Source organism: Haloarcula sediminis, from assembly GCF_035656455.1.
In the GTDB taxonomy this organism is placed as follows: domain Archaea; phylum Halobacteriota; class Halobacteria; order Halobacteriales; family Haloarculaceae; genus Haloarcula; species Haloarcula sediminis.
The window spans coordinates 41,015-64,859 of sequence record NZ_JAYMGA010000012.1; the positions used below are offsets into that span (position 1 = coordinate 41,015).

The 23,845-nt window shown below is 68.6% G+C and carries 27 protein-coding genes; 8 read left to right on the forward strand and 19 right to left on the reverse strand.

Annotated elements, in window-relative coordinates:
• Positions 1-235: 235 nt before the first annotated feature.
• The 3 genes from VJ162_RS17025 to VJ162_RS17035 all read right to left on the reverse strand — a co-directional run bounded on the left by VJ162_RS17025 (position 236) and on the right by VJ162_RS17035 (position 2,503).
• The gene (locus tag VJ162_RS17025) at positions 236-1,486 is read right to left on the reverse strand and encodes an MFS transporter (RefSeq protein WP_324665950.1); all 1,251 of its coding nucleotides are present in this window, start codon (positions 1,484-1,486) and stop codon (positions 236-238) included.
• Entirely contained in the window at positions 1,487-1,876 is a 390-nt protein-coding gene (locus tag VJ162_RS17030; protein WP_324665952.1) for a DUF7473 family protein, read from the reverse strand. It abuts the gene before it with no gap.
• A gap of 66 nt (positions 1,877-1,942) precedes the next feature.
• Positions 1,943-2,503 (reverse strand): TATA-box-binding protein, encoded by a 561-nt coding sequence (locus VJ162_RS17035; RefSeq protein WP_262179453.1) that lies wholly within the window; start codon positions 2,501-2,503, stop codon positions 1,943-1,945.
• 228 nt (positions 2,504-2,731) lie between these two features.
• Between VJ162_RS17035 and VJ162_RS17040 the strand changes: the two genes are divergently transcribed.
• Positions 2,732-3,766, forward strand: coding sequence for a TIGR01177 family methyltransferase (locus tag VJ162_RS17040; protein ID WP_324665955.1), 1,035 nt, complete (start codon positions 2,732-2,734; stop codon positions 3,764-3,766).
• Between the two features lie 235 nt (positions 3,767-4,001).
• On the forward strand, positions 4,002-4,157 hold the full coding sequence (locus tag VJ162_RS17045) for a rubrerythrin-like domain-containing protein (RefSeq protein WP_324665957.1): 156 nt from the start codon (positions 4,002-4,004) through the stop codon (positions 4,155-4,157).
• Between the two features lie 72 nt (positions 4,158-4,229).
• On the opposite strand, the gene VJ162_RS17050 is transcribed toward VJ162_RS17045, so the two are convergent.
• From VJ162_RS17050 to VJ162_RS17075, 6 genes are all read right to left on the reverse strand, one after another.
• Positions 4,230-4,775, reverse strand: a complete 546-nt coding sequence (locus tag VJ162_RS17050) for a GTP-dependent dephospho-CoA kinase family protein (protein ID WP_324665958.1) — start codon at positions 4,773-4,775, stop codon at positions 4,230-4,232.
• A 1-nt stretch (position 4,776) separates the two neighbouring features.
• On the reverse strand, positions 4,777-4,974 hold the full coding sequence (gene spt4, locus VJ162_RS17055; RefSeq protein ID WP_324665959.1) for a transcription elongation factor subunit Spt4: 198 nt from the start codon (positions 4,972-4,974) through the stop codon (positions 4,777-4,779).
• Positions 4,974-5,549: a DNA-directed RNA polymerase gene (locus VJ162_RS17060; RefSeq protein ID WP_324665960.1), complete on the reverse strand. Its 576-nt coding sequence runs from the start codon at positions 5,547-5,549 to the stop codon at positions 4,974-4,976. Before VJ162_RS17060 ends, spt4 begins: the two co-directional genes overlap by 1 nt.
• Position 5,550: 1 nt before the next feature.
• A complete protein-coding gene (locus VJ162_RS17065) occupies positions 5,551-5,928 on the reverse strand; it encodes a twitching motility protein PilT (protein ID WP_324665961.1) in 378 nt (125 codons plus the stop codon).
• Positions 5,925-7,157: a translation initiation factor IF-2 subunit gamma gene (locus tag VJ162_RS17070; RefSeq protein ID WP_324665963.1), complete on the reverse strand. Its 1,233-nt coding sequence runs from the start codon at positions 7,155-7,157 to the stop codon at positions 5,925-5,927. The genes VJ162_RS17065 and VJ162_RS17070 overlap by 4 nt, the downstream gene beginning before the upstream one ends.
• 72 nt (positions 7,158-7,229) lie before the next feature.
• A complete protein-coding gene (locus tag VJ162_RS17075; protein ID WP_324665965.1) occupies positions 7,230-7,628 on the reverse strand; it encodes a response regulator in 399 nt (132 codons plus the stop codon).
• A gap of 119 nt (positions 7,629-7,747) precedes the next feature.
• Here VJ162_RS17075 and VJ162_RS17080 point away from each other — a divergent pair, with 119 nt between their 5' ends.
• Positions 7,748-8,692 carry a DUF5787 family protein gene (locus VJ162_RS17080; protein WP_324665966.1) on the forward strand — a complete coding sequence of 315 codons (945 nt, stop codon included), beginning with the start codon at positions 7,748-7,750 and terminating at the stop codon, positions 8,690-8,692.
• A 17-nt stretch (positions 8,693-8,709) separates the two neighbouring features.
• Here the strand turns inward: VJ162_RS17080 and VJ162_RS17085 are convergent, their stop codons facing one another.
• The 3 genes from VJ162_RS17085 to VJ162_RS17095 all read right to left on the reverse strand — a co-directional run bounded on the left by VJ162_RS17085 (position 8,710) and on the right by VJ162_RS17095 (position 10,299).
• Positions 8,710-9,000: a hypothetical protein gene (locus VJ162_RS17085; RefSeq protein WP_324665968.1), complete on the reverse strand. Its 291-nt coding sequence runs from the start codon at positions 8,998-9,000 to the stop codon at positions 8,710-8,712.
• 71 nt (positions 9,001-9,071) lie between these two features.
• Entirely contained in the window at positions 9,072-9,947 is an 876-nt protein-coding gene (locus tag VJ162_RS17090) for an MBL fold metallo-hydrolase (protein ID WP_324665969.1), read from the reverse strand.
• A 46-nt stretch (positions 9,948-9,993) separates the two neighbouring features.
• Positions 9,994-10,299: a hypothetical protein gene (locus tag VJ162_RS17095; protein WP_324665970.1), complete on the reverse strand. Its 306-nt coding sequence runs from the start codon at positions 10,297-10,299 to the stop codon at positions 9,994-9,996.
• 105 nt (positions 10,300-10,404) lie between these two features.
• On the opposite strand from VJ162_RS17095, the gene VJ162_RS17100 reads away from it, so the two are divergent.
• Positions 10,405-10,839, forward strand: a complete 435-nt coding sequence (locus VJ162_RS17100) for a universal stress protein (RefSeq protein WP_324665972.1) — start codon at positions 10,405-10,407, stop codon at positions 10,837-10,839.
• Positions 10,840-10,845: 6 nt separating this feature from the next.
• On the opposite strand, the gene VJ162_RS17105 is transcribed toward VJ162_RS17100, so the two are convergent.
• Positions 10,846-12,195, reverse strand: coding sequence for an ATP-binding protein (locus VJ162_RS17105; RefSeq protein WP_324665974.1), 1,350 nt, complete (start codon positions 12,193-12,195; stop codon positions 10,846-10,848).
• A 129-nt stretch (positions 12,196-12,324) separates the two neighbouring features.
• On the opposite strand from VJ162_RS17105, the gene VJ162_RS17110 reads away from it, so the two are divergent.
• Together VJ162_RS17110 and VJ162_RS17115 are read left to right on the forward strand one after the other, a co-directional pair.
• Positions 12,325-13,887, forward strand: coding sequence for a YegP family protein (locus VJ162_RS17110; protein ID WP_324665975.1), 1,563 nt, complete (start codon positions 12,325-12,327; stop codon positions 13,885-13,887).
• 93 nt (positions 13,888-13,980) lie between these two features.
• Positions 13,981-15,114, forward strand: coding sequence for a thiolase family protein (locus tag VJ162_RS17115; protein ID WP_324665977.1), 1,134 nt, complete (start codon positions 13,981-13,983; stop codon positions 15,112-15,114).
• 7 nt (positions 15,115-15,121) lie between these two features.
• On the opposite strand, the gene VJ162_RS17120 is transcribed toward VJ162_RS17115, so the two are convergent.
• The 3 genes from VJ162_RS17120 to VJ162_RS17130 all read right to left on the reverse strand — a co-directional run bounded on the left by VJ162_RS17120 (position 15,122) and on the right by VJ162_RS17130 (position 18,784).
• Positions 15,122-15,709, reverse strand: coding sequence for a DUF5789 family protein (locus VJ162_RS17120; RefSeq protein ID WP_324665979.1), 588 nt, complete (start codon positions 15,707-15,709; stop codon positions 15,122-15,124).
• An 88-nt stretch (positions 15,710-15,797) separates the two neighbouring features.
• A complete protein-coding gene (locus VJ162_RS17125) occupies positions 15,798-17,744 on the reverse strand; it encodes a cation:proton antiporter domain-containing protein (RefSeq protein WP_324665980.1) in 1,947 nt (648 codons plus the stop codon).
• A gap of 140 nt (positions 17,745-17,884) precedes the next feature.
• Positions 17,885-18,784 (reverse strand): MBL fold metallo-hydrolase, encoded by a 900-nt coding sequence (locus VJ162_RS17130; protein ID WP_324665981.1) that lies wholly within the window; start codon positions 18,782-18,784, stop codon positions 17,885-17,887.
• 252 nt (positions 18,785-19,036) lie between these two features.
• Between VJ162_RS17130 and serS the strand changes: the two genes are divergently transcribed.
• Positions 19,037-20,419 carry a serine--tRNA ligase gene (gene serS / locus VJ162_RS17135; RefSeq protein ID WP_324665982.1) on the forward strand — a complete coding sequence of 461 codons (1,383 nt, stop codon included), beginning with the start codon at positions 19,037-19,039 and terminating at the stop codon, positions 20,417-20,419.
• Positions 20,420-20,435: 16 nt separating this feature from the next.
• Here serS and VJ162_RS17140 read toward each other — a convergent pair whose 3' ends face one another.
• The 3 genes from VJ162_RS17140 to VJ162_RS17150 all read right to left on the reverse strand — a co-directional run bounded on the left by VJ162_RS17140 (position 20,436) and on the right by VJ162_RS17150 (position 23,086).
• A complete protein-coding gene (locus tag VJ162_RS17140) occupies positions 20,436-20,882 on the reverse strand; it encodes an NUDIX hydrolase (protein ID WP_324665984.1) in 447 nt (148 codons plus the stop codon).
• A gap of 151 nt (positions 20,883-21,033) precedes the next feature.
• Positions 21,034-21,450, reverse strand: coding sequence for a nuclear transport factor 2 family protein (locus tag VJ162_RS17145; RefSeq protein ID WP_324665986.1), 417 nt, complete (start codon positions 21,448-21,450; stop codon positions 21,034-21,036).
• Positions 21,443-23,086, reverse strand: coding sequence for a redoxin domain-containing protein (locus VJ162_RS17150; RefSeq protein ID WP_324665987.1), 1,644 nt, complete (start codon positions 23,084-23,086; stop codon positions 21,443-21,445). Before VJ162_RS17150 ends, VJ162_RS17145 begins: the two co-directional genes overlap by 8 nt.
• Positions 23,087-23,213: 127 nt before the next feature.
• Between VJ162_RS17150 and VJ162_RS17155 the strand changes: the two genes are divergently transcribed.
• On the forward strand, positions 23,214-23,729 hold the full coding sequence (locus VJ162_RS17155; protein WP_324665988.1) for a DUF367 family protein: 516 nt from the start codon (positions 23,214-23,216) through the stop codon (positions 23,727-23,729).
• Positions 23,730-23,845: the final 116 nt, after the last annotated feature.

The window sequence follows — 23,845 nt, forward strand, 5'->3', positions numbered from 1 at the left end:
CTGCGGGGAGTGCTCGCGGTGCGAGCACCCCCCTTGCAAAAATCTACGCTAAAAACTCCCTTCACGCTCGTTCGCTTCGCTCACTCGCGTGAAGTGAAACCGCTCGCCGGCGGCGAGCGGTATGCTAACTCGGGTCTACCTGCCCTTCCCCGGGGAGCCACACGGAGGCGGCTCCCGGCCGCACGCCGATGGTGGTTTCATACCGCTACCACGGCGTTGTCGGTTGCAACTGGTATCAGCTGTCGCCCAGCCGCCACAGCGAAAGCGCAAAGCCCAGTCCGAGGACGGGAAACACCGCCAGCCCGAGGAAGGTCCCGTCCACGCCGACGGCCGACAGCAGATACCCAGAGATAGCCGCGCCGGCCGCGCCGACGCCAAAGGAACAGAGGTAGGTGTAGCCATAGGAGAGTCCCCGGCCGCCCGGCGGGCTGTTCTCGGCGATAGTCGCCTGATAGAGCGGCTGGAGGGCAAAGAGCAGGAAGCCAAGCAGCGCGCTGACCGCAAGCAGCGGCCCCACGCCGGCCCGTGCGGCGGGGACGAAGCCGACGGCGACCACCGCGAGGCCGGCAAAGACCGCCGCCATGCCGGTGGCCGTCGGGATGCGGTCGGTGAGCTTGCCACCGACGTACTGGCCGCCGATACCGACGGTCAACAGCCCCACGTACAGGTACGAGGCCAGGTCGAACTCGGCGGCGAGCGGGCTGTCGGCGAACAGCCCCACTACGTCGCCCACGGGCGGGAGAAAATCCCCGAGCACGTCCGGGAGGAAAGTGAGCACGCCCCGATAGAACAGCCCGTTGGCCATCACGACGAGCATCGCGAGGGTGAAGCCAGCGGTAAAGAGCGCCCGACTATCCGCGAGAAACGCCGTGAGCGAGGTCGGGGAGCCGTCGACCGAGCCGCCGCCGTCACTCGCAGCCGCGTCGACGGCCGCTGTCTCGTCGAACTCGGCGGTGCGGGCGTAGGCCACGGCGGCAACCGCCGGGAGGACGAGCAGGGCGGCGACGACGCGCCAGTCGACCACGAGCAAGAGCAGGGCTGTGACGAGCGGTCCCAGCGCGATGCCGGCGTTGCCGGCCATCCCGTGGTAGGCGAAGCCGGTCCCCCGGGCCTCGACGCCTTTCGAGATGAGCGCCAGCCCGGCGGGGTGGTAGACGCTGGCCGCGAGGCCCCACAGGCCGAGCGCGACGGCGATGACCGGGACGGAAGGTGCGACGGAGAGCAGCAGGAAGGAGGCGCCCATCCCGACGAGACAGGCGGTGACGAGCGTGTTCGAGCCGTACCGGTCGGTCAGCACGCCGCCGGGCAGGGCCCCCGCGCCGAACAGGGCGTAGCCGACGGCGACGGCGGTGCCCAGCGTGGCGGTCGTCACGGGGAACTCGGTGAGCCAGACGACGACGAAGATGGGGACGGAGAGCTCGTACGTGTGGACCAGCGCGTGGGCCAGCCCGGTAAAGGAGACGATAGCGCGGTCGTTGTCGTCCATCTATATCAGACCGAAGATGTTGTTCAGCGCGAAGCCAAGCACCGCGGCAAAGGCCAGATGCAGCGCCACGAGCGGCGCCGTCGAGCTCGTCGAGAGCCGATAGGAGAGGCTGATAGCGATGCCGTCGGCGACGATTGTGGCGACGACGACCACGAGCACGCCGAGGCTGGGCGAGACCAGCCCCGAGGAGACGCCCCACTGCTGGAGCAACATCGAGACGACAGCGGGGACGAGGGCGGCCTTCGCCGCGAGCTGTGTCGGCGTCTCGCCGATGAAGAAGGTCGCCGCCAGATGGAGGGTGACGGCGTAGAACAGCCACGTCAGCAGAAGCGTGACGATGACTGCGAGGACGCCGCCGCCCGTCAGACTCGGCGTTCCGGCCTGGAGCATACCCGACGGTTGGGCGTGCCAGTGTTTGTGCGTTGTGCTACGCCGGCCGGCGCGAACGGCTCCCGCCTAGTCCAGCAGTCCGAGCTCTTCGAGCCGGGAGACGATCTTGTCGACGGCCTCCTTGGCATCGTCGGGCTTTTTCCCGCCGGTGATGACGAGCTTGCCCGAACCGAACAGGAGCGCCACCACGTCGGGCTCGTCGAGCCGGTAGACGAGGCCGGGGAACTGCTCTGGCTCGTACTCGATGTTCTCAAGCCCCAGCCCGATGGCGATGGCGTTGAGGTTCAGATTCCGGCCCAGATCCGCGCTCGTGACGATGTTCTGGACGACGATTTCGGGGTCGTCGTCGACCTGAATTTGTAGCTCGCGGAGCTTATCGAAGACGATGCGCAGGCTCTGGTGGACGTCGTCCGTCGACTTCGCGCCGGTACAGACGATCTTGCCCGAACGGAAGATCAGCGCCGCGGACTTGGGGTCCTGCGTGCGGTAGACGAGTCCGGGGAACTGCTCAGGGTCGTAGTCGGCACCCTCGAGGTCCATCGCCACGCTCTGTAGGTCGAGCTCCTGGCCGATACCGGTCGAGGCGACGACGTTTTCGATGTTGATGGTCTCCTTGGGGTCAACCATATCTCGACTTAAAACACGTATTTAACCTTTATAAAGGTTCATGGCATGGATTGCCAGTTATCAGGGCGTCCCGAATGATAAATCGTTTTAAATGCGCCGGTCGCCCCGGTCACCGTCATCCCGGTGGACGGGGCCGCCCGTCGGCCGGGCCGCCTCGCCGTCCCCCGATTCGAGCGCCGAGCGCGGCGGACCGGCACGCTGATATCGCCCCGGGAACAGTGCCAGAGCGTGTACGTCCTCGAACTCGGCGGACAGGACGACCCCTTCGCGCGACGCGAGGCCGCGAGCGCGGCGAGCGACGTGTCCCCGCTCGCGCCCGGCCTCGCCACCGCCCGCGGCGTCACTGACCGCGCCCGCCACCTCGCTTACACCCACCGGGCCTGCGAGCTCGTCGGGACCGGCGACCCCGATATCGAGAGTGCAGAAGCCGTCCTCGAAGCGGCCACGCTCGACCGCGAGGGCACCGTCGCGGTCCGGGCCGTCGACGTGCGGGCCAGTACGCGGGTCGACACCCAGGCGGCCGAGCGCGCGCTGGGCGGCGTCCTCACCGACCGCGGGTTCGCCGTCGACCTTGAGACCCCGGACCACACCCTGTATGCGTACTTCGCGGACCCCGCCGGTGACGACGAAACCGACGACGCGGGGGCGGCCTGCTGTGCGCTCGGCTGGCAGGCCGTCGCGTCGCGCCGGGACTTCGGCGGCCGCCAGCCCACCGACCGCCCCTTCTTCCAGCCCGGTAGCATGGACCCCCTGGAGGCCCGCGCGCTGGTGAACATCGCCGGCGCCCGCCCCGACACGACCGTCGTCGACCCGATGTGTGGCACCGGCGGCCTCCTGCTGGAGGCCGGCCTCGTCGGCGCCCGCGCGGTCGGCGGCGACGCACAGGCGAAGATGGTCCGGGGCAGCCGGGAGAACCTCCGCCACGTCCTCGACGGCGCCGGACATCCCGGCCGCGGCGAGTATCCGGACCCCGCCGGCTGGGATCTCTTCCGTTCGGACGCCGCGCGCCTGCCGCTGGCCGACGGCGCCGCCGACGCCGTCGTCTTCGACGCCCCCTACGGCCGCCAGTCCCGCATCGAGGGGGAGCTTTCCCCCCTCGTTTCCGGTGCGCTGGCGGAGGCCCGCCGCATCGCTCCGCGGTGTGTCCTGGTCGCCGACCGCGACTGGGCCCCCCTGGCCCGCGAGGCCGGCTGGACCGTCACCGACCGGTTCGAGCGCCGCGTCCACCGCTCGCTAGTGAGGCACGTGCACGTGCTGACGTGACTGGACAGGAGTCAGGCACGTGTACATGCTGACGTGACTGGACAGGGGTCAGGCACGTGTACATGCTGACGTGACTGGACAGGGGTCAGGCACGTGTACATGCTGACGTGACTGGACGGTGGGCCGACAGGTCCCCACCTCAGAGTGACCAGTTGTCCAGTTTTCCTGGACAAACGTCCACTGTTGGTGACTGGTAACAATGTTTAAGCGCCCACCCGGCCATGTGTGAGTAACTATGCCACGGTTCTCAGACCCCGCCCCCTGTGACGACGAGGAACGGCTGTTCGAATGCCCCGACTGCGGTACTCGGCTCTGTAGCGAGCGCTCGACGGTGACCTGTGACAGGTGTGATACCGAGATGCAGAACCTGAGCGTCCCGCGACCGCAGTAACCTTCGGCGGCTGCCCGCAGCGGCCGAGACAGCCGCCCCGCCTCTACTTTTCTCTAGGAAGGCCGAGCCGCGTCACTCGCCTTTCCCGATAGCCCCGAAGGCCGCCTCGGCGTCCCCGTCCATCCGCTCCAGCAGCGACCGGACACGCGCCCGAACGGTCGCGTCGGGCGCGACCAGCACCATCCCCTCGTCGGGTTGCCCGTACACGACGCTGCCGGCCGCCGGAACCGCGAGCACGGCCGGGAGCGCCGCCAGGTCCTCCTCGCCGTCGACGTCGAGGAGCGTGGTCTCGGCGCTGTCGAGGCCGGTACGCATCGCCGCGAGCAGTTCACGGGTGAGTGTGCCGGCCGGGTTCTCGACCGCGACGGTCCGGTCAAAGCCCGTGATAGCGTCGGTCACCTCGCTGTCGACCGCCGAACGCTTGGTCCGCTCGTCGACTAAGGCGAGGTCGGGAACCCGACCGGCCGAGAGCAGGTGATACGTCACCATATCTCCCACAGCCACGAGCGGGTCGCCGGCGTCGGCCAGCAGCGCCGCTGGGTCGGTGTAGATAGCGCCCATCGGCTCCTTGAGTTCGCTCCGGAGCCCGCGGGGGAGATCGAGGAGAACGTCGGCCACGTTAGCGGACTTTCAGCGCGTACTGCCCCGGTTTGGTCACTTCCATCTCGGCGGCGATCTCGGACTCCTCGGGGTGGGCGATGACGACGTAGCCCGCCCAGTCCTCGGTCAGCGAGGTCCCGCCACAGGCCTCACACTGGCTCTCGATTTCGGCGTCCTGGACGCGGTGACAGTCGCGACAGACGAGTCGGTCAGCCATCAGCTATCACCGGCCGCGGCGCTCTCTCGTTTCTCCCGTTCCTCCTGGAGCCAGCCGTGTTTGCCCAGGCCGACCTGCTTTGCCGTGAGGCCGATCTTGGAGTCGCGGGGGTTGCGCTCGTCGATGCTCTTGGTGACGATGCGGGCCCGGACGGCGTCGCCGACGCCGAGCGTGCGGTTTGATTCCCTGGAGGCGAGTTGCTGGTTCTCCTCGTCGTAGGCCAGATACTCGTCGGAGATCTGAGAGACGTGGAGCAGGCCATCGACCGGCCCGATACCGATGAAGGCCCCGAAGTTGACGACCTCGACGACCTCCCCGTCGACGACCTCCTGCATCTGCGGGTCGAAGGTCAGCGCGTCGAACTCGGCCTCGTAGTAGACGCCGGGCTTGTTCGGCAAGACCGCGCCGTCACCGATGTCGTGGACCTCGATGACGGAGACGACGCTGCCGACGTCCTCGTCCATCCGGCCCTCCAGTTTGTCCTGCAGGAGCTTCTTGACCATCCCCGGACTGACGTCCGCGAGGTGGCGCGGCGGCACTTCGACTGTATCGCGTAGGCGTACCCGTTTGTACATATTATGGTTGAGTGATATCCAGTTTGTTCCGGCCCCTTAAACTAATTACTGGAATCCCCGCGTCGAACAGGCGGCGTTTGAGGGGGTTATCGTTCGTTACGGCGTGTGTCACGTCGTCGCGCTGGGCGAGTTCGAGCACGGCGTCGTCGGCGTAATCGGCCTCGGTCGCGGCGAGCGTACACCGGTCGAGCAGGTCCCGACCGACCGACGCCGCCGTCGCCTCTTTCCCGGCCCCATCGGCCAGTTTGTCGAGCTCGTCACGGACCGCTTCGGGAGCGAGATAGCCGTCGGCGGTGGGCAGCAGTCGGTCGAGTTCGTCGAAGAGGCGAACCTCGCTTTCGACCGGCATCATGAGTGCGTTCGTGTCAATCACTATCATCCACGCAGTGTGCCGACGCCGATGAGCCGCCACCGGGTGCCGACGCGACGGTTGATAGCGATTTTCGCGCCCGGCTCGGCACACACCGGCCGCTTGAGCGCGACCTCACACTCCTCGTCGCGGGCGCTCGTGACCGAACCCACGGTCGTCGCGGTGCCGATGGTGAGCATCAGCGGCTCGCCGGTCGATATCTTCTCGACCTCGCCGCCGTCGTCACCGACGATGCGTTCCAGCAGGTCGACGTCCATCGTGAACTGCTCGTGGGTCGGCGGCAGGCTGCCGGGCGGGCCGGCGACCTGGCCGGCCAGCGCGTCGCCTTTCGTGATCGAGGGGTCGAGGCCGGTCCCGACACCGAGCAGGCCGCCGGGCGTGACCTCGTCGACGAAGTCGCCGCCGGCCTGCAGCGAGCGCACGTCCGTGGTGACCGGGCGCCACTCGGTCTTGCCGCCCTCCTCGACCTCGCGGCCGGGGCGCAGTTCCAGCTCGTCGTCGACTTCCAGCTCGCCGGCGACGAGCGACCCGCCCAGCACGCCGCCCAGCAGGTCCTCGTAGGTCGTGCCCGGGCGGTTGATGTCGAACGAGCGGGCGACCATCATGCGGGCGTCCGCCTCGGGGTCGCGCTCGGGCGTCGGAATCTCCCGTTCGATGGCGTCGATGAGCAGGTCGATGTTGGCCTCCTGGCCCGCGCTGATGGGGACGACTGGGGCGTCCTCGGCGACGGTGCCCTCGACGAACTCCTGTATCTGCTCGTAGTTTTGCATCGCCCGCTCCTCGTCGACGAGGTCGACCTTGTTCTGGGCGATGACGATGTTGTCGATGCCGATGATGTCGAGCGCGGAGAGGTGCTCCTCGGTCTGGGCCTGCGGGACGGGTTCCGTGGCGGAGACGACGAGCACGGCGCCGTCCATGATGGCCGCGCCAGACAGCATCGTCGCCATCAGCGTCTCGTGGCCGGGAGCGTCGACGAACGACACCGTCCGGAGGTGGTCGGTGTCGACGTCGTGGTCCTCGCAGTGTTCGGAGACGGTGAATGCCTCGGGCTCGTCCTCCTCGGGACAGCGACGGAAGGTGGCGTCGGCGTAGCCGAGCCGGATAGAGATTCCGCGCTTCATCTCCTCGGAGTGCTGGTCGGTCCATTCGCCGGACAGGGCCTGGACCAGGGTGGTCTTCCCGTGGTCGACGTGGCCGACGAGTCCGATGTTCACCTCCGGTTGGTTGTTTGATGTCATCTCGGGAGTAATCTTGGTGGAGATTCGCCCCGTGCGACTGATAAACCTGCTGTTTCGCCCCCGGGTTCGGGGTCAGTCAGCGAGCTGCTCGCGGACCAGCGCCGCCAGACGGCGGAACTGCTCGCGGCTGGCCCCCTTCTGCAGGTAGGCGCCCCCGCGGTCGGTGACGGCGCTCTCGACCGCCTCGTCGCGACGCTGCGTGAAGACGACAAACGGCGTGTCGCTCCTGTCCCGGTCGACCAGCGACAGGCCGTCGGTCTCTGGCATCTCGTAGTCCGTGACGAGCCAGTCGATACGCCCCTGTCGCAACTGCGACAGCGCCGCGGCCGGCTCAGTTGTGTACGTGGTCCGGAACTCGCTGTCGACGTGTTCGAGTGACGCCGCGACGGCGGCCGCGAGCGCCTCGCTGTCGTCGACGACCAGCACGCGGTGCGGACCCGCTTCCCCGTCCGCCCGGTCACGTCCCCCCATTATCAACGTCTCAGGAGCGTGGAATTATAAACCGTCCCCGGCGTCTTCACGCGCTGAAACTGCGTGTGGTCGGCGGGGCGAGCGCACGGCTTTTGCCCGGTCGGCCCTTCCCTGCTGCCGTGCGAGAGTTCGGGTTCGAGCTGGCGCTGTGTGGGGCCCTCGAAGGCGACGAGCGGCTGGTGAGCCGCCAGCTCGGCGGCCACGTCCACGGGCGGCGCATCCTCGACACCGTCGTCGTCGAGGGCGACGTGCCGGCGCGGGCCGCTATCACGCCCAAACGCATCCCGACGGCGGCCATCGACTCCGACGCGGGGACGGGCCGGGCCCGCTACTGGAAGGACGCCTTCGACTGCCACCCCGACCGGGCCGAGCGGGCGGTCGAACTCGCCGTCGAGCGGGGCTTTTTCGAGCGCGAGCGCCGCGGCGGGCGGACGTACGTCCGCCAGACCGTCCGCTATCCGGAGTGGGTCGACCGCATCACGGCAGTCGAGAACAAGCCCGACCTCGACAGACCGGGCGAGCTCGAAGCCCAGCTGCGGACCGACGTGTCACTGGCGCTTGCCGACGAGGTGGTGCTGGCGACGGCCGACTACGTCACCCGCGCCCACCTCAACCGCATCCCCGAGGAGGTCGGCGTCTGGCGGTTCGACCCCGACAGCGACGAGCGCGAGGTGGTCAGGGCACCGTCACAGCTCCCGACCGACGAGCCGGGCATCGAGCGCATCGAGGGCCACCCCGGCCGGACCGACGTGCGTCCGGTGACCGCGGCCGAGAAAGCGAGCGCCCGGACGCGGCTGGCCGAGCGGGCCTACGCGAAGGGGTGGCGCACCTTCGACTATCCGGCGTGTGGGCAGTGCTCGCCGGACAGCGACGGCCTCCCACAGTGTGCGTGGAAGGGCCGCCTCGTCCGGGCGAGCGAGGAGTGTGGCAGCCAGTGTGGCGGCTACGAGCAGGCCGAAAGACCGGCGGTCGACACCGACGAGCTACGCGCCGAGCAGTCGCCGTGGGAGCCCGACCCAGACGGGTTCCGGCGTCGGCAGTCGGGGCTGGACCGGTTCCGGTGAGGCGGCCGGCGGTCCGACTACGTCTCGTCGCGCTCCTCGCCGACGCCCTCGGTGCCGCCGTCGCCGGCCGTGACCGGGGTGTAGTCCTCGAAGTTGTCGGCGGTCACCTCGGGCGCCTCGTCGGCGACCGAGTCGGCGTGGCCGGTCCGGGCGCGGTAGTTGGCCGCGGCCGCGATGGCGACCCCGGCGGCGGTGCCGACGACCAGTACCCAGTCGACGGAGCCGACGACGAGCCACAGCGCCACGGCGGCGACTACAGCACTCGTGAGTGCTGCACCGCCCGCCTCGGCGATTCCTCGGCGTTCCATTGGGACGGTGTTCACATCTATCGTACAAAGGTGTCCGGGACGCCTCACCGACCGATACGGCCGACGCGCGGTCACAGCGAGAAGCGCTCGCCGTCGACGGCGATGTCGTCGTCGAAGGCCCGGTCGGCCGGGACGTAGTGGGCCGTGTGGACGATACGGTAGTCCTCGGCCGCGATGTCGGCGGCGAAATCGCGGGCGCCGGACAGCGTCATGTGCTTGGTGCCGAAGGTCCGCGGGACCCCGTTGTCGTCGTGGTGGGCGCCACCGCTCGGGTGGCGCTTGCAGGCCTCGGCGTGGACGATGCCCTCGACCAGGGCAAGGTCGGCGTCCGACAGCAGTTCGCGGGAGCACTCGGGCACCTCATAGCAGGTATCGCCCGAGATGGCGAGTACGGCACCGGTCTCGGGCTCCTCGATACGCAGGCCGTAACACAGCAGCGGCGGGTGTTCCACGGGGACAAGCGTCACCTCGAAGCCGGCCACCTCGAAGGGCTCGTACGGGGTCCGCGGGTGAACTGAGACGGTGTCGAGGTAGTCATAGCGGCTCCTGATACCGCCGGCGACGCTCTCGCCGGTGACGGGGTCGGTCTCATCGGCCGCGTACACCGGCAGGTCGTCGAACAGCCGGTAGGCGTTGCCCAGCCCGTCGAGGTGGTCGAAGTGGACGTGCGTGATGACGGCGGCGTCGGGCAGGGCGACGCCCGCTCGCTGAAACTGGTGGCGGAAGTCGGGGCTGACGTCGACGAGCAGCGTCTCGCCGGTCGTCCCGTTTTCGACATAGACCGAAAAGCGCGACCGGTCGACGCCGTCTGTCACGTCCACGCCGCGGGCGGCCAGCGCGTCGCGCAGTCGGTCGTCCGGGTCGCGAGCGCGCTCGCAGGTGTCACAGTCACAGCCGACGGTCGGTGTGCCCGTCGTGTCGCCGGTGCCCAGCAGCGTGACCTCCATCGGTGGACACTCTCGTAGCGAAGGCCCTAAGTCCCGCGTTTCGGCGCTACTCCTCGGTCGAGAGGTCGTCGGGCTCGATGCCCTGCTTTCGGGCCGCCTCGCCGAGAATCTCCCGGGCGCGGGCCTCGGCCACGTCGTCGACGAGACAGTCGATGAAACCGGCAAGCAGGGCCGGCCTGATTCGGAGGTCGACGAACTCGACTCGCCCCTCGGCGATGACCACGTCGATGTCCCACTCGCCGGCGTCGGGGTCGGTCATGCGCACGTCGACCCACTCGTCGCTGGTGTCGTCGGGCTCCGTGAACACGTCCTCGGCGGCGCCGTCTGTGTCAGTGGATACGTCGTCTGTCATACCACGACATCGGCGCGCGAGAGCATAAGATACGGCTGAGGCGAGCGCACAGGCAACACGACGGGAGCCGGGGGATATATCTCGGTGCTGGCCGTGCCGGGAGATATGACCTTCGTCGTGCCCTTCGACGGCGCCCCCCGGACCGTTACCGCGCTCGAACGCGCCCGCGAGTTCGGCGGGGCGCTCGGGGAGGACGTGCTCGTGGTGAGCGTGGTCCCGCAGAACAACGCCGCCTACGCCCGGGAGCGCGGCTGGCTGGCCGCCGGCGAGCCCTTCGATATGGAGACCGTCGTGACGACGCTGCGCGAGCAGGTGGCCGATATCGCGCCCGACGCGGCCTTCGAGTACGAGACCTGCAGCCGGAGCGTCACCGCCAACCGCATCGCAAAGCCCGTCCGGAAGATAGCCAAGCGCAACGGTGCCGATATGGTCTTTGTCGGGTCGGACAGCGCCGGCCGCCTCACGACGACGGCCTCAAGCGTCGGCAACCGCATCGCCACCGACGGCAGCTACGACGTGGTGCTGGTCAGAGGCAAATAGCGACGGTCAGTGGTCGTGGTCGTGTCCGCCGTCGGAGGCCGCTCCCTCCCCGTCGGTGAAGTCCCCGCCCGCGACCAGGGCGTCGTGGTCGCCGTCTATCATGTCCATGTTCTTGAGGTTGTCACGCTCCTCGAAGTCCTTGATAGCGTCTTCGAGGTCGTCCTGGGTGAGCGTCGTGCGCTCCTCGGTCAGGGCCTCAAGTACCGCCTCCCGCAGCACCATCCGGAGGTCGCTGCCGGTCAACCCCTCGGTGAGGTCGGCCAGCGTCTGCGGGTCGAAGTCGGTGATGTCCATCTGCCGGGTGACAATGCGGAGGATGTCGGCGCGCATGTCGCGGTCCGGTTTGGGGAAGTTGACGATCTCGTCGAAGCGCCGCCACGCCGCCGCGTCGAGCTGGTCGGGGTGGTTCGTCGCGCCGATGAGCAGGACCTCGTCTTGAATCAGGGATATCTCGTCGATGCTCTTCAGCAGGGTGTTGACCGCGCGCTTGATCGCGGCGTGTTCGTCCGACGAGCGGGTCTTGGCGACGAAGTCGAACTCGTCCATAAAGAGGATGCAAGGCGAGAGCCGCTTTGCCACCTCGAAGACCTTCTCGACGTTTTTCGCCGTCTCGCCGAGGTACTGGCTCGTTATCATCGACAGCTTCACCTCGACGAAGGGGAGGTCGAGGTCGTGGGCCAGCGCCCGGGCGACGCTCGTCTTCCCGGTGCCCGGCGGACCGACAAAGAGGAGCTTGCCGATCTCGCGCAGGCCGATGCGGGCCAAGTAGTCGCGGTGTTCGATGGCCTTGACTATCTTCTGTATCTCGCCTTCCTGGTCGGGCGTCAGGACGAGGTCGTGCAGCGTCGTCTCGACCTCCGCGGGGGCGCGGACGTCGACGAGGTCGAGCATCTCCTCGTCGTCCTCGTCGTCGCTGTCGAAGGCCTCCTCCAGCATCGCGTCGATGAACGCGCGGTCCGCTCGCGCGGGGCGGTTCCCCTCGCGAGCGGCGTCGTAGTCGACGTCGTACTCGTCGCCGTACTCGGCCGCGAGCACCGGGTTGGCCTCGATAGTGCCCGCATCGGCCCGCTCTAGGAACCACTCCTCGGCGAGGTCCCGGTCGGTAAAGGAGAGGGTCCCCGAGAAGTCGTCCCGGTCGGTGAACATCAGCCCGGAGACGGCGCTCCAGGGCCGCTCGATGCCGGTCGCCTCCCGCGCCGTCGACGTCGTCGCCGACAGCGGCCGCTCGATGTCACCGTCGCTCCAGAACACCGCCCGGTAGGCCGCCGGCAGGTCGTCGGGGTCGAGGTCCCGCCGCTCGCTGTAGATAGTCGTCGTCAGCAGGAACTCCACGACGTCCAGTTCCGGATTGCTCATTCCCACGCAGATTACCTCGGCACGGGCATAAGTGACTCGAAGCGTCCCGCCGATTCGGGCCCGCACACAGTGACGTGTGCTGACATGACAGCTAGTATAGTTATATCCCTGGTGTGTGAAAAAGGCACTATGGCATCAGATGGAGTGCTGTCTAGGGTGTATCGCGGGCGTATCGGAACACCGACGACCGACGACGAGGTGTACGGTTACTGGCTGTTCGTGGCGGGCATCGTGTTGGGTGTCCTCGGACTCGCGCTGTTTTACGGCTCGCCGTCCCGGTCAGCGCTGCGGGAGTTCGGCTACGTCTTCGCTGCCATCGGGGTCGTCGCGCTCTTTGTCGGGCCGACGATGCGGCTTCCGCTGTCGCGGACGGCGCTGTTCGTCTCGTATGCGGCCGCACTGGTCTGTCTGGCCGCGACGCTGTGGTTTACGTTCCTCTACCCGAGCGGCTGGACCGGGCCGGAGGGGAACCCCGCGGTCACGCTGTACATCGGCGGGCTCGCGCTCGCCGCGGTCGGCGCCGTCGTCGCGCCGCTGCTGACCGGGCGAGCGGAGGCCTACGAGCGCGCCCAGGAGAGCGCCGCCGAGGCCACCGCGTCGGCCGAGCAGGCCAGTGAGAGGGCCGAACAGGCCGACGCCGAGCGGTCGGAACTGGCCGAGGAGCTGGTAGACAGCGAGTCCGCTCGCGAGGACCTCTCGGAGCTGCTCGACGCCACCGAGGGCGAACTCGACAGCGCGCAGGCGGCCATCGCCGCCGCGATGGAGAGCAAGGCCACCTTCGAGATGTTTGCGGACAAGGCCGGGAAGTACCGCTGGCGCCTGCGCCACCGCAACGGCAACGTCATCGCCGACAGCGCACAGGGGTACGCCTCGCGCCAGAAGGCGATGCAGGGACTGCGCAGCGTCCAGAGCAACGCCGCGGGCGGCGCCGTCGTCCTGCTGGAGGACGCCACGGAGGACGACACGGTCGAGGATGTCCCCGAGGTGCCCGCGGCCGACAGCCAGGGCGCCTTCGAGGTGTACGAGGACAAGGGCGGGGAGTTCCGCTGGCGCTTGCGCCACGACAACGGCAACATATTGGCCGACAGCGGCGAGGGGTACGCCTCCAAATCCAACGTCCGGCGGGCGCTCAAGAGCGTGCGCGCCTACGTCCCCGGCGCGGCCTACTTGCAGGTCGACCCGGTCGCTTTCGAGGTGTACGCCGACAAAGCCGGCCGGTACCGCTGGCGCCTGCTACACAGGAACGGCGAGATTCTGGGCGACAGCGGCGAGGGGTACGACACGCGGGCCGCCGCCCGCCGGGCCGCCGACGAGGTCCGAACGGTCGCTCCCGACGCGACGGTCGACGACGGGTTCGAGGTGTACGAGGACAAGGGCGGGGAGTTCCGCTGGCGGCTGCTGGGCGGCGACGGGATTATCGCCGACAGCGGCGAGGGCTACACCGAGCACAACAAGGCCGTGAAGGCGGTCGAGCGGGTCAGCGACTACGCCGCCGACGCGGACCTGCTGGCCGTCGGCAGCGCCGCCTTCGAGGTCTACGAGGACAAGGGAGGCAAGTGGCGCTGGCGGCTGCGCCACCGCAACGGACAGATTATCGCCGACGGCGGACAGGGCTTCCCGAAGCGAAGCGCCGCCATCGAGAGCATCGAGCGGGTCAAGCGCCACGGCCCCGGCGCCGAGCAGTCGGCCTAGGGCCCGACGAGCGCGCCTGAGTCGGGCGACAACCCAGTCTCCGTGTTCCGGAGTTTGTGAGGGTTTAACACGTCCGCGGTCGTCACTGTGCCCATGCCAACACCGGTTATCGTCGGCGCCGTCAGGACGCCACAGGGCAAGGAAGACGGGGCGCTTTCCGGCGTCCGTAGCGAGGACCTCTCGATTCCGCTCGTGAACGAACTGCTCGACCGCACGGGTATCGCGTCCGAGGCCGTCGACGACCTGCTGTGGGGCTGTGCCCAGCAGCGGGGCGAGCAGGGCAACAACCTGGCCCGCGTCGTCGCCCTGCTGTCGGACCTGGGCGAGAGCGTCCCCGGCTCGACGCTCAACCGCTGGTGTGCCTCGTCGGCGGAGGCACTGATGCGGGCCGCCGACGCCGTCGCCGCCGGCCAGCGCGACGTGCTCGTCGCCGGCGGCGTCGAGTCGATGTCCCGTGTCCCGATGGGCGAGAACACCCACAACGTCCACCCGCGCCTGGCCGACCACTACAACATCGGCGAGCTCCAGATGGGGATGACCGCCGAGAAGGTTGCCGAGCAACACGACGTGAGCCGCAAGCGCCAGGACGAGTACGCGCTACGCAGCCACGAGCGGGCCGCCGACGCGACCGATTCGGGCCGCTTCGACGACGAACTCGTCCCCGTCGAGACCGAGGACGGCACCGTCAGCGAGGACGAGGGTATCCGCCGGGACACTTCCCTGGAGACGCTCGCCGGCCTCCCGACAGTGTTCAAGTCCGACGGAACGGTGACACCGGGCAACGCCTCGCAGGTCTCGGACGGCGCGGCCGGCCTGGTGGTGACCAGCCGGGCGTTCGCCGACGAGAACGGACTCGACGTGCTCGCCGAGGTCGGCGCCCACGAGGTCGCCGGCGTCGACCCGACGGTGATGGGTATCGGCCCCGTGCCGGCGGTCCGGGCGCTTTCCGAGCGGACCGGCCGAGCGCCCGACGACTACGACCTCGTGGAGCTCAACGAGGCCTTCGCGGCCCAGACCGTCTACTGCCAGCGCGAGCTGGGCTTTGCCGATGACAGCTTCAACGTCAACGGCGGCGCCATCGCCATCGGCCACCCGCTGGGGGCATCGGGGGCGCGGCTCCCGGTGACGCTCGTCCACGAGATGAACCGCCGGGACGCCGACGTGGGGCTGGCGACCGAGTGCGTCGGGTTCGGGCAAGGCGCAGCGATCGAGTTCCACCTGGGGTGAGGCCGGTTCAGACGCCGAGCCACTCGTCGTTTCGGACCTCGTAGCCGTTCGCCCGACAGATTTTCGCGGCCTGTCGGCGGACCGCCCGCGAGCCGGGGAGTGTCTCCCGCTCCTCGACGTGCTCGACGATCCAGTCCGCGACGGCCCCGATACCCTCGTCCTCGTCGACGGCGTTAACGTCCCTGAGCTCCCGGAAGGTCCGCTCGTAGGCCTCCCGCTGGGAGTCGGACAGTCGGTCGTTCGAGATGGTCGCGTTGGCCTCGATGACCCGCTTCATCGCGCCGGCGATGGTGGGCCGCTTGAGACGCAGTTGCACCGCTTCGGGGTCCTCGAACGTCTCGGTGTCGGTCTCGGGCAGGAAGTCCGCGACAGTTGCGGGCCCGAGTGGCCGGTCCCCCACGGCGTCGACGACGTCGGCGCCCGTCGCCGGGAACGTCAGCGTCTCCAGTTCCGGTTCGAGCTCCGCGAGGGCCTCGGGCTCGATTGGCGGCTCTTTCTCGTCGCCCCGTTCCAGCTCCGCGACGATGTCGCGCTTTCGCTGTCGTCGCCGCTCGTCGTCGGCTTGCTTGTCTCGCCCGCTTTTATTGTCTGCCATCCTGATTATTTGGATATCCAACCTGATAACCCTGTGGTTGGCCGTGCCAGTGAGAGGGTAGAAAACCTACCGCGGGCCCCGGCGGCCGCTACGTCTTCGAGACTAACTTCATGCCGTCACGCACCGACTCTTTGCGTCCCAGCAGCGTGACCATGTCACCCTCCTGCAGGACGTAGTCGGCGGTGGGGACCTCGGCTTCCTTGTGATCGTCGCCGCTGACCAGGGCGATGAGACAGGCCTCGGGCAGCATCGGCCCGACCTCCTTGACCGGCTTGCCAAGCAGGTCGGGGTTCGTTATCTCGACCTCCTGGACGTCGCCGGTCCGACCCACGTCGGTCATCCAGTGGGCGATAGCGGGCCGTTCGATCTGGTTGTCGATGGCCCACGCCGTCGCCATGGCCGAGGAGATCGTTCGGACGCCCAGGTCCTCGAAGGCCTCGACGTTGTCCGGGTTGTTCGCCCGGGCGATGATGCGCTCGACGTCGAACTTCGAGCTGGCAAGCTGTGCGACCAGCAGGTTCGCGTCGTCGTCGCCGGTGGCGGCGACGATGGTCTTTGCGTTGTCCGCGCCGGCCGAGCGGAGCACGTCCGTGTCAGTCCCGTCGCCGATTTCGACGGTGAAGCCCTCGTTTCGGGCGCGTTCGACTGTCTGTTCGTCCTGCTCGATGATGACGACGTTCTCGCCTCGGTCTTGGAGGCGCGTGGCGAGCGACCGGCCCACCTTTCCGCCGCCGACGATGATGACTCGCATTGGTATCACATCCAGTTTCTCCGCTAGCGTCCGCGCCAGCCCGCCTTCCAACATCGCCGTCGCGAAGATGACGAGGAAAACGGTCCCCAGCAGGATCTCGGCCTGACTGGCGAGCGTGCTGGCCTCGGCGGTAAGCTGGGCCGCCTCCGCGCCGCTCAGGTTCGCTGCCTCCTCGCGAAGCACGGCGGCCTCGTCGTTTAGCTCGACGGCAAACAGCGTCGCGACCGACGCGGGGATGATACCCCGCGGGCCGACGAAGCTGATGAAGAGTTTCTCGGGGCGGGTAAAGCGGTCCCCGGCCGTCGAGACGAAGACGAGCAGCGGGCGGATGACCAGCGCCACCGCCAGGACGACGGCGATGCCCGCCAGTCCGACGTCGATGAGCGACTGGAGGCTGAGCTGGGCCGCCAGGGCGATGAAGACAAAGGAAAGCACCAGCAGCGTGATGTCGCCCTTGAACGACTCGATGTCCTCCTCGTAGGGGTGGTCGACGTTGCCGAGGGCTATCCCGGCGGTCGCGGCCGCGGCGACGCCGGCCTCCGTCGCCAGCGTGTTCGCGGCGGCGTAGGCGATGAGCGCGCCGGCCAGCGTCAGCAGCCGGGCGTTTCGCGGCGCGTCGCCGGGCGAGAGGTCGACGTACTGCAGGGCGTAGTAGAGGAAGCCGGCGACCATGAGCCCGACGAGCAGCCCGGTGCCGAGCCGCTCGGTGAAGGCAAGCAGGAGGCCGTCGCTCTCGGCGGCGGGGTTGATAGTCTCGAAGACGACGACGGCGATGATGGCCGCCGTCACGTCGTTGACGATACCCTCAGTCTCCAGGGCCGTCGCCACGCGGTCCCGCACCGGTACCACCTGCAGGATGGGCGTGATGACCGTCGGCCCGGTCGCGACGAGCAGCGCCCCGATGAGAAAGGAGAGCTTCCAGGTGACCGCCGGGGAGTCGAAGGCGAAGTAGACGGCGGCGGCGGTGCCCACCAGCGCGATGGCCGCACCGAGTGTCACCAGCCGGAAGGTCGCGGTCGGGGCCTCCCGAATCCGCTCGAAGCGGAGGTGGTAGGCCCCCTCGAAAACGATGATGGCTACGGCCAGTCCCACGATGCCGGGTAAGGCGTTGCCGAAGGTGCCCCGACCGATGATCCCCAGCCCGGGCTGGCCGATGGTGACTCCCACAAGCAGGTAGAAGATGATACTCGGGACCTGTAGACGGGCGGCGAGTACCTGAGCGAGCACGCCCAGCCCGATGATGCCGGCCACCAGCGGAATCAGGAGTCCGGAGCTACCAGCCACTGCTGTCCTCCATCTGTCCCGCACAACGGCAGGGCAACTTATAAACGCACTCACTTCAGTCAGTGCCAGAACCGCCCGATATGGCCCCTCCCACATTCACGGCGGCGTTTCTCGGTGAGAACTGCGCGAGAGTCGTCCCGTCACTCGCGGTCGAGCATCACGAGCACGCCCCGCACGTTCAGTGCGACCTCCTCGCGGGCCTTGTGCTCGCCCCAGACCGCCGGCATCTCGACCGCCTCCACAAAGTGGTCGATGACGGCGTCGTCGTCTCCGAGTTCGGCCCGCTTCTCGCGGACGGCGGTGACCCACGCGTCCAGTTTCTCGGCGTACTCGTCGAGCCGCCCCCCGGCGGATGCGGCCCCGAAGTGGCCATACAGCAGCGTCTCCGGGTCGATATCGCGAATCATCTCGACATCCGAAAGCGCCCCCTCGAGGTCGAAGTTCACCGGCGGGCTGGTGACGTTTATCTCGCCGACCGAGGGGGTAAAGAGCCCGGCGGCGTCGGCGGCGAACACGGCGTCGATAGCGGGGTCGTGGAAGACGACCTGATGGGGGGCGTGGCCCGGCGCGTGGTGGGCTTCGAGGGTGTGGTCCCCCAGGTCGATCGCGTCGCCATCGGTGAGTTCGACGATGCGGTCTTCGGGCACTGGTTCGGGCTCGGCGTAGTACTGCACCTGGTCGCCGACGGCCTCCTTGGTCCCCGCCCAGAGCCGCGCCGGGTCGACCAGATGGGGCGCGCCGATTTCGTGGGCGTAGACGGTCGCGTTCGGGCACTCCGTTACGAGGTAGCCCGCCCCGCCGGCGTGGTCGAGGTGGACGTGCGTCAGGGCGATAACGTCCAGCTCCTCGGGGGCGATGCCGACCTCGTCCAACGCCGCGAGGATGGTCTCGTAGTGGGTCCCGATACCCGTATCGACGAGCGCCGGCCGCTCGGCGTCGACGATATACACCGAACCGTACTCGGCCGCGTCGTACATCCCTGTGTCGACGTAGTGAACGTCCGCACAACTCTCGGCGTCGTATACGTCACCAATTGCCATGCCAAGAGGGTCGCAAGCGGCGTGGAAAACAGTTGTGCCCCGCCGCCGTCGGGCGACGGACAGCAGCAGGAGTCTGGCGGTTACCGCTCGGTCTCGTCGACACCGGCGAGGCTCGACATCGGCGTCGGGCCGGGAAACGGCCGGAACGCTCCGGCCCATGGAACGGCCCCCCGGGCTGGCCCGTCGGCAACCCGTCCAGCGGGAAATGCCAGGACCGACACGCCTAATTTCGACCGTCGAGAACCGGCGACCATGTTATCGAGACAGTTCGTCCGGGAGAACCCCGAGACGGTGCGTGACGCCATCGAGCGCAAGGGCGTCACGGGCGTCGACCTCGACGAGGTCCTGGCTATCGACGAGGAGTGGCGGGAGCTGAAGGCAAAAGGCGACGGGCTGCGACAGGAGCGCAACGAGGTCTCCTCGGAGATCGGGAAGCTCAAACAGGACGGCGAGGAGGAGAAGGCCCAGGCAGCCATCGAACGCTCTAGCGAACTGAAAGAGGAGCTCCAGACCGTCGAGGAACGGGCGGACGAACTGGAGTCCCAGCTGGAGGAGGCGCTACTGGAGATCCCCAACGTCCCCCACGAGTCGGTCCCGACGGGCGAGGACGAGAGCGACAACGTCGAGCGGTACCGCGAGGGCTTTGCCGACCTGCGCGACCTGCCCGACGAGGTGGTCCCCCACTACGACCTCGGCGAGGAGCTCGACATCCTGGACTTCGAGCGCGGCGCGAAGGTAAGCGGCGGCGGCTTCCAGTTCGTCAAGGGCGAGGGCGCCCGGCTGGAGCACGCGCTGGTGCAGTTCATGCTCGACGTACACCGAGAGCAGGGGTACTCGGACGTGTTGCCGCCGATTCCCGTCAACTCCGCGTCGATGGAGGGGACCGGGCAGCTCCCGAAGTTCGACGAGGACGCCTATCGGGTGGGGAACCGACAGGACGACGACATCGACGAGGACGACCTCTGGCTGTTGCCGACGGCGGAGGTCCCCGTGACGAACATGTACCGCGACGAGATTCTGCTTGACGGCGACCTCCCGGTCAAACACCAGGCCTTCTCGCCGAACTTCCGGCGGGAGGCGGGCGAACACGGCACCGAGACCCGCGGGTACGTCCGGGTCCACCAGTTCCACAAGGTCGAACTCGTCAACTTCGTCCGGCCCGAGGACAGCTACGACCGCCTGGAGGGGCTGCTCGACGAGGCGAGCGCCGTGCTGGACGAACTCGGCCTGCCCTACCGCGTGCTCGACATGTGTACCGGCGACATGGGCTTTACCCAGGCCAAGAAGTACGACATCGAGGTGTGGGCGCCCGGCGACGACATGGACGACGGTCCGGACGTGGGCGGGCGCTGGCTCGAAGTCTCCTCCGTGTCGAACTTCGAGGAGTTCCAGGCCCGGCGTGCGGGGCTTCGCTACCGGCCCGAGCGCCACGAGTCCGCGGAGTACCTCCACACGCTCAACGGCTCCGGGCTGGCCGTGCCCCGCGTGATGGTCGCCATCCTGGAGTACTATCAAAACGAGGACGGCACCGTCACTGTGCCCGAGCCGCTCCGCCCCTACATGGGCGGCCAGGAGCGCATCGAGGGGTCGGCGCCCATCGGCGAGAGCGCCGTCGGCGCCGGCGAGCGGGAGTAGCCGCGAGCGCGGCCGGTCAGTCGCTGGCGACGGCGTCCGAACAGAGATAGCGGACCTGCGGGAGCGTCGCCGGCGGGAGCGCGTCGGGCTCGGCCCACCGGGCGTCGAAGACACCCTCGTCGTGGTTGGGCACGGGCCGGGAGAGCAGCGAGCAGTCGAAGACCGTGTACACCGAGACGGTCGCGGCCAGGCTATCGTGGGCGTACCAGAACGTCGAGACGGGGTCGTCGATCCGTACGCGACAGTCGAGTTCCTCTGCCAGCTCCCGCTTGAGTCCATCGGCGGGACACTCGTGGGAACAGACGCCGCCGCCGGGAAGTGTCCAGAACGACGAGCCGTCGGCGTGGCGTTCCTTGACGAGCAACACGGCATCGTCGCCCGTCACCAGGGCTTTCGCCCCCGTTCGCGGCTCGAACCGCCCGGTCAGTGGCTCACCCATCTGTCGCGACGCGGACCCGTCCATGGACACATTACCCCGTGTAGTAAAGAATAGTTATTGGGCGCCTGAACGACCGTAGCCCCTGCCATCGTCCCCTCTCGGGAGTGATATGCTGTCGACACACATGGTACGTGGTGTCTAAAGTCACGGGCGGTCGGATATATGTCTTGTCCCGTCACCGAGTGTAGGTCTCGATCCGGGCGATGCGGTCGGCGGCGAAGGTGAAGACGTCGACGAAGCTCGCGATGGGGGTGCCGTCGGCGTCAAGCAGGCGCCCGCGCACCGCGACGCCAGTCCGTCGGTCGGGCGGCTCGCGGCCGGCGGAGGGCTGGTCCGGCGAGGCTCCCGTCCCGCTGGGCTGTACGCCGTCGACGCCCTCGAACACCGCGTCGATGGGGTGAGTGGTATCGGTCTGGGGTCGCTCCTCGCGCATGAACCGGACGAACCGCTCCCGGCCCTCGATTGTCTGGTCCGGCCGGTCGTGGACGAACCCCTCGGCGAGCAGGGCCGCGAGCCGGTCGTACTCGCCCTCGTCGAGTGTGCGGTAGTACGCCCGGGCCTGTGCGACCGGCTCGGTCGGCGGGTCACTCATCGGACCCCGACTCCCCGTCTGACCCGGTCGGTTCGTCGGCCCCGGACTCCTCGGCCGGCGGTATCGGCGGGCCGTCGGCGTCGATAGGGTCGGCTTCGGGCTCGGCCAGTTCGAGCTGGAGCCCCGGCTCGCCCTCCCCGGCGTCCGGGTCCTCGCTCCCGTCAGCGGTCTCGGCACGTGCTGTGTCGGGACGCCCGTCTTCGGGACCGTCGCCCCTGTCGGCGGTCGTCCCCGAAGCCGCCCCGTCGTCGACGGCGGTGTCCGTCGGGGCGTCGCCGGCAGCAGTAGCCGACGCCTCGGCCGCGTCCGTCTCGTCAACCGGGTCGCTGTCCGGCGCGTCCGTCGGCGGGTCGACGATAGATGTCGGTTCCTCGGGAACCCCGTCGGCTGTCCCCTCTGTCTCGTCGCCGGTCTCGCCCGTCGGCGGCGTCTCGACGATGGCGGTCGACTCCTCGGCCACAGGGGGTTCTGACTCCGGGTTGTCGGCGGCGAGTTCGGCCTGAATCTCGGCCAGTTCCTCGTCGTCGATGTCGTCGCCGGCCGCTGGCTCGGACTCGCTCGTGGCGTCGGAACCGGCTGTCGGCGCGCCGTCGGGCTCGCGTTCCCGGCCCGGCGTCTGTTCGTCCGCCCGGTCGTCGCCGGGCGCCTCGTCGTCATCCCCGACTTCCGCGTCGATATCGACGGTCAGCGCGGCGTCCTCGTCATCCCCCTCCGCCGGCAGGATGGTGTCGTCGTCCGGCTCGTCTCGCTCCAGGGTCGCCACCTCGGGGGGCCACTCGCCGTCGGGGTCGGGGGGTTCCCGGTACTCGCGGACCGTCGACAGCGGAATCTCGGCGTCGTCGCGCAGCTCCTGGCCCTCGGTGCCGCTCCCGCTGGAGTAGGCGCTGGCCGACTGGGCCAGCCAGTCGGCGGCCTGCCACAGCGCGGTGGCCTTCTCGTTTGCCCCCCGGTAGACGGGGACCAGCGACTCGTCGTCAACGAAGCGGACGGCGGTGTCGAACCGGTCGGCCGCCGCCTCGAACTCCTCGCGGGCCTGCTGGAAGTCGTGCTGTGACATCACCCACTCCGTCTGCTGGAAGGCCTCCATCGCCGAGGTGAACGCCCGGCGCCCCTCCGTGTAGTGGGCGTGGCCGACCCGGTAGCGGGCGAAGGCGGTGTCGTCGCCGCCCGTCTCGGCCAGCGCGCCCTGTATCTTCTCGACCGCGGGCAGCTCGGTCATGTCGTCAGTACTCCAGCTGTAGGTGACGGTGCCGTCGTGGTCGACGACGGCGACGGCCCGCTCGATGAGCGACTGGCCGATGTCGTCGACGAAGTCGATGCCGTACTGCCGGGCGACCTCGCCGTCCGTGTCGGAAAGCAGCGGGACCGCGAGGTCGTACCGCGCCGCGAACGCCCGGTGGCTGTACACCGAGTCCGGGCTGATACCCAGGATCCGCACGTCCTTTTGCATCGTAAAGAGGTCGAGCTCGTCCAGGTCACAGGAGTCCTCGTCGCAGGCGGGGTTGAAGTCGGCCGGGTAGAACGCGAGGATGACGGCGTCGTCGCCGAGATACTCAGACAGCGCGACGCGTCGCTTCTCGCCGTCGACGAGCGCCGGCAGCTCGAACCCCGGAGCCGTTGCCCCCTCGGAAAGCACAAAAAGGTCATCGGACCGTCAGCACTTAAGAGTGGGTGCGAGATCGAGCGATAAAACGGCCCTCGACGCCGCCTGCCGGCCGTCGGGGTACCGAGCGGCTTTTGCCCGCCGCCGCAGTAGGGCCACCGTGGACCTGCACGTTCGCTACGAGGGCGACGACGACCCCGACAAATGCAGCGCCCGGAAGCTCGCCCGGTTCGACCTGGCCGAGCTTCACCGAGCGACCCGCTCGACGCCGCCGGGCATCGTCCTCAACCCCTTCGCCGAGCAGGCCCTCTCGCCGGCCGACGCGCCGACGGCGGGCGACGGCGCCCGCCACGCCCGGCTGGTCGCGCTGGACTGCTCGTGGGAGACCGCCGAGCGGGAGGCGTTCGACCTCCAGGGGATTCACCGGTCGCTGCCCTTCCTCGTCGCCGGCAACCCGGTCAACTACGGCACGCCGTTCCAGCTCAACACCGTCGAGGCCTTTGCCGGCGCGCTCTGTATCCTCGGCGAGCGGGGCCACGCCGAGGAAATACTCTCGAAGTTCTCCTGGGGCCACACCTTCCTCGAACTCAACGAGGAGCCCCTCGAACGGTACGCCGACTGCGCGGACTCGGCCGAGGTCGTCGCGGTGCAGGACGACTACCTCGTCGAAGAGTAGTGATTAAGACCGATAGATGCCGAGTGACGAGCATGTGTCTGGCAGTGAGCTCGGGGTAAAACAGCCAGAAAGCCCCCGCGCTCTGGACTCCCGCGACTCGCTGTCGTCCGAAAGGC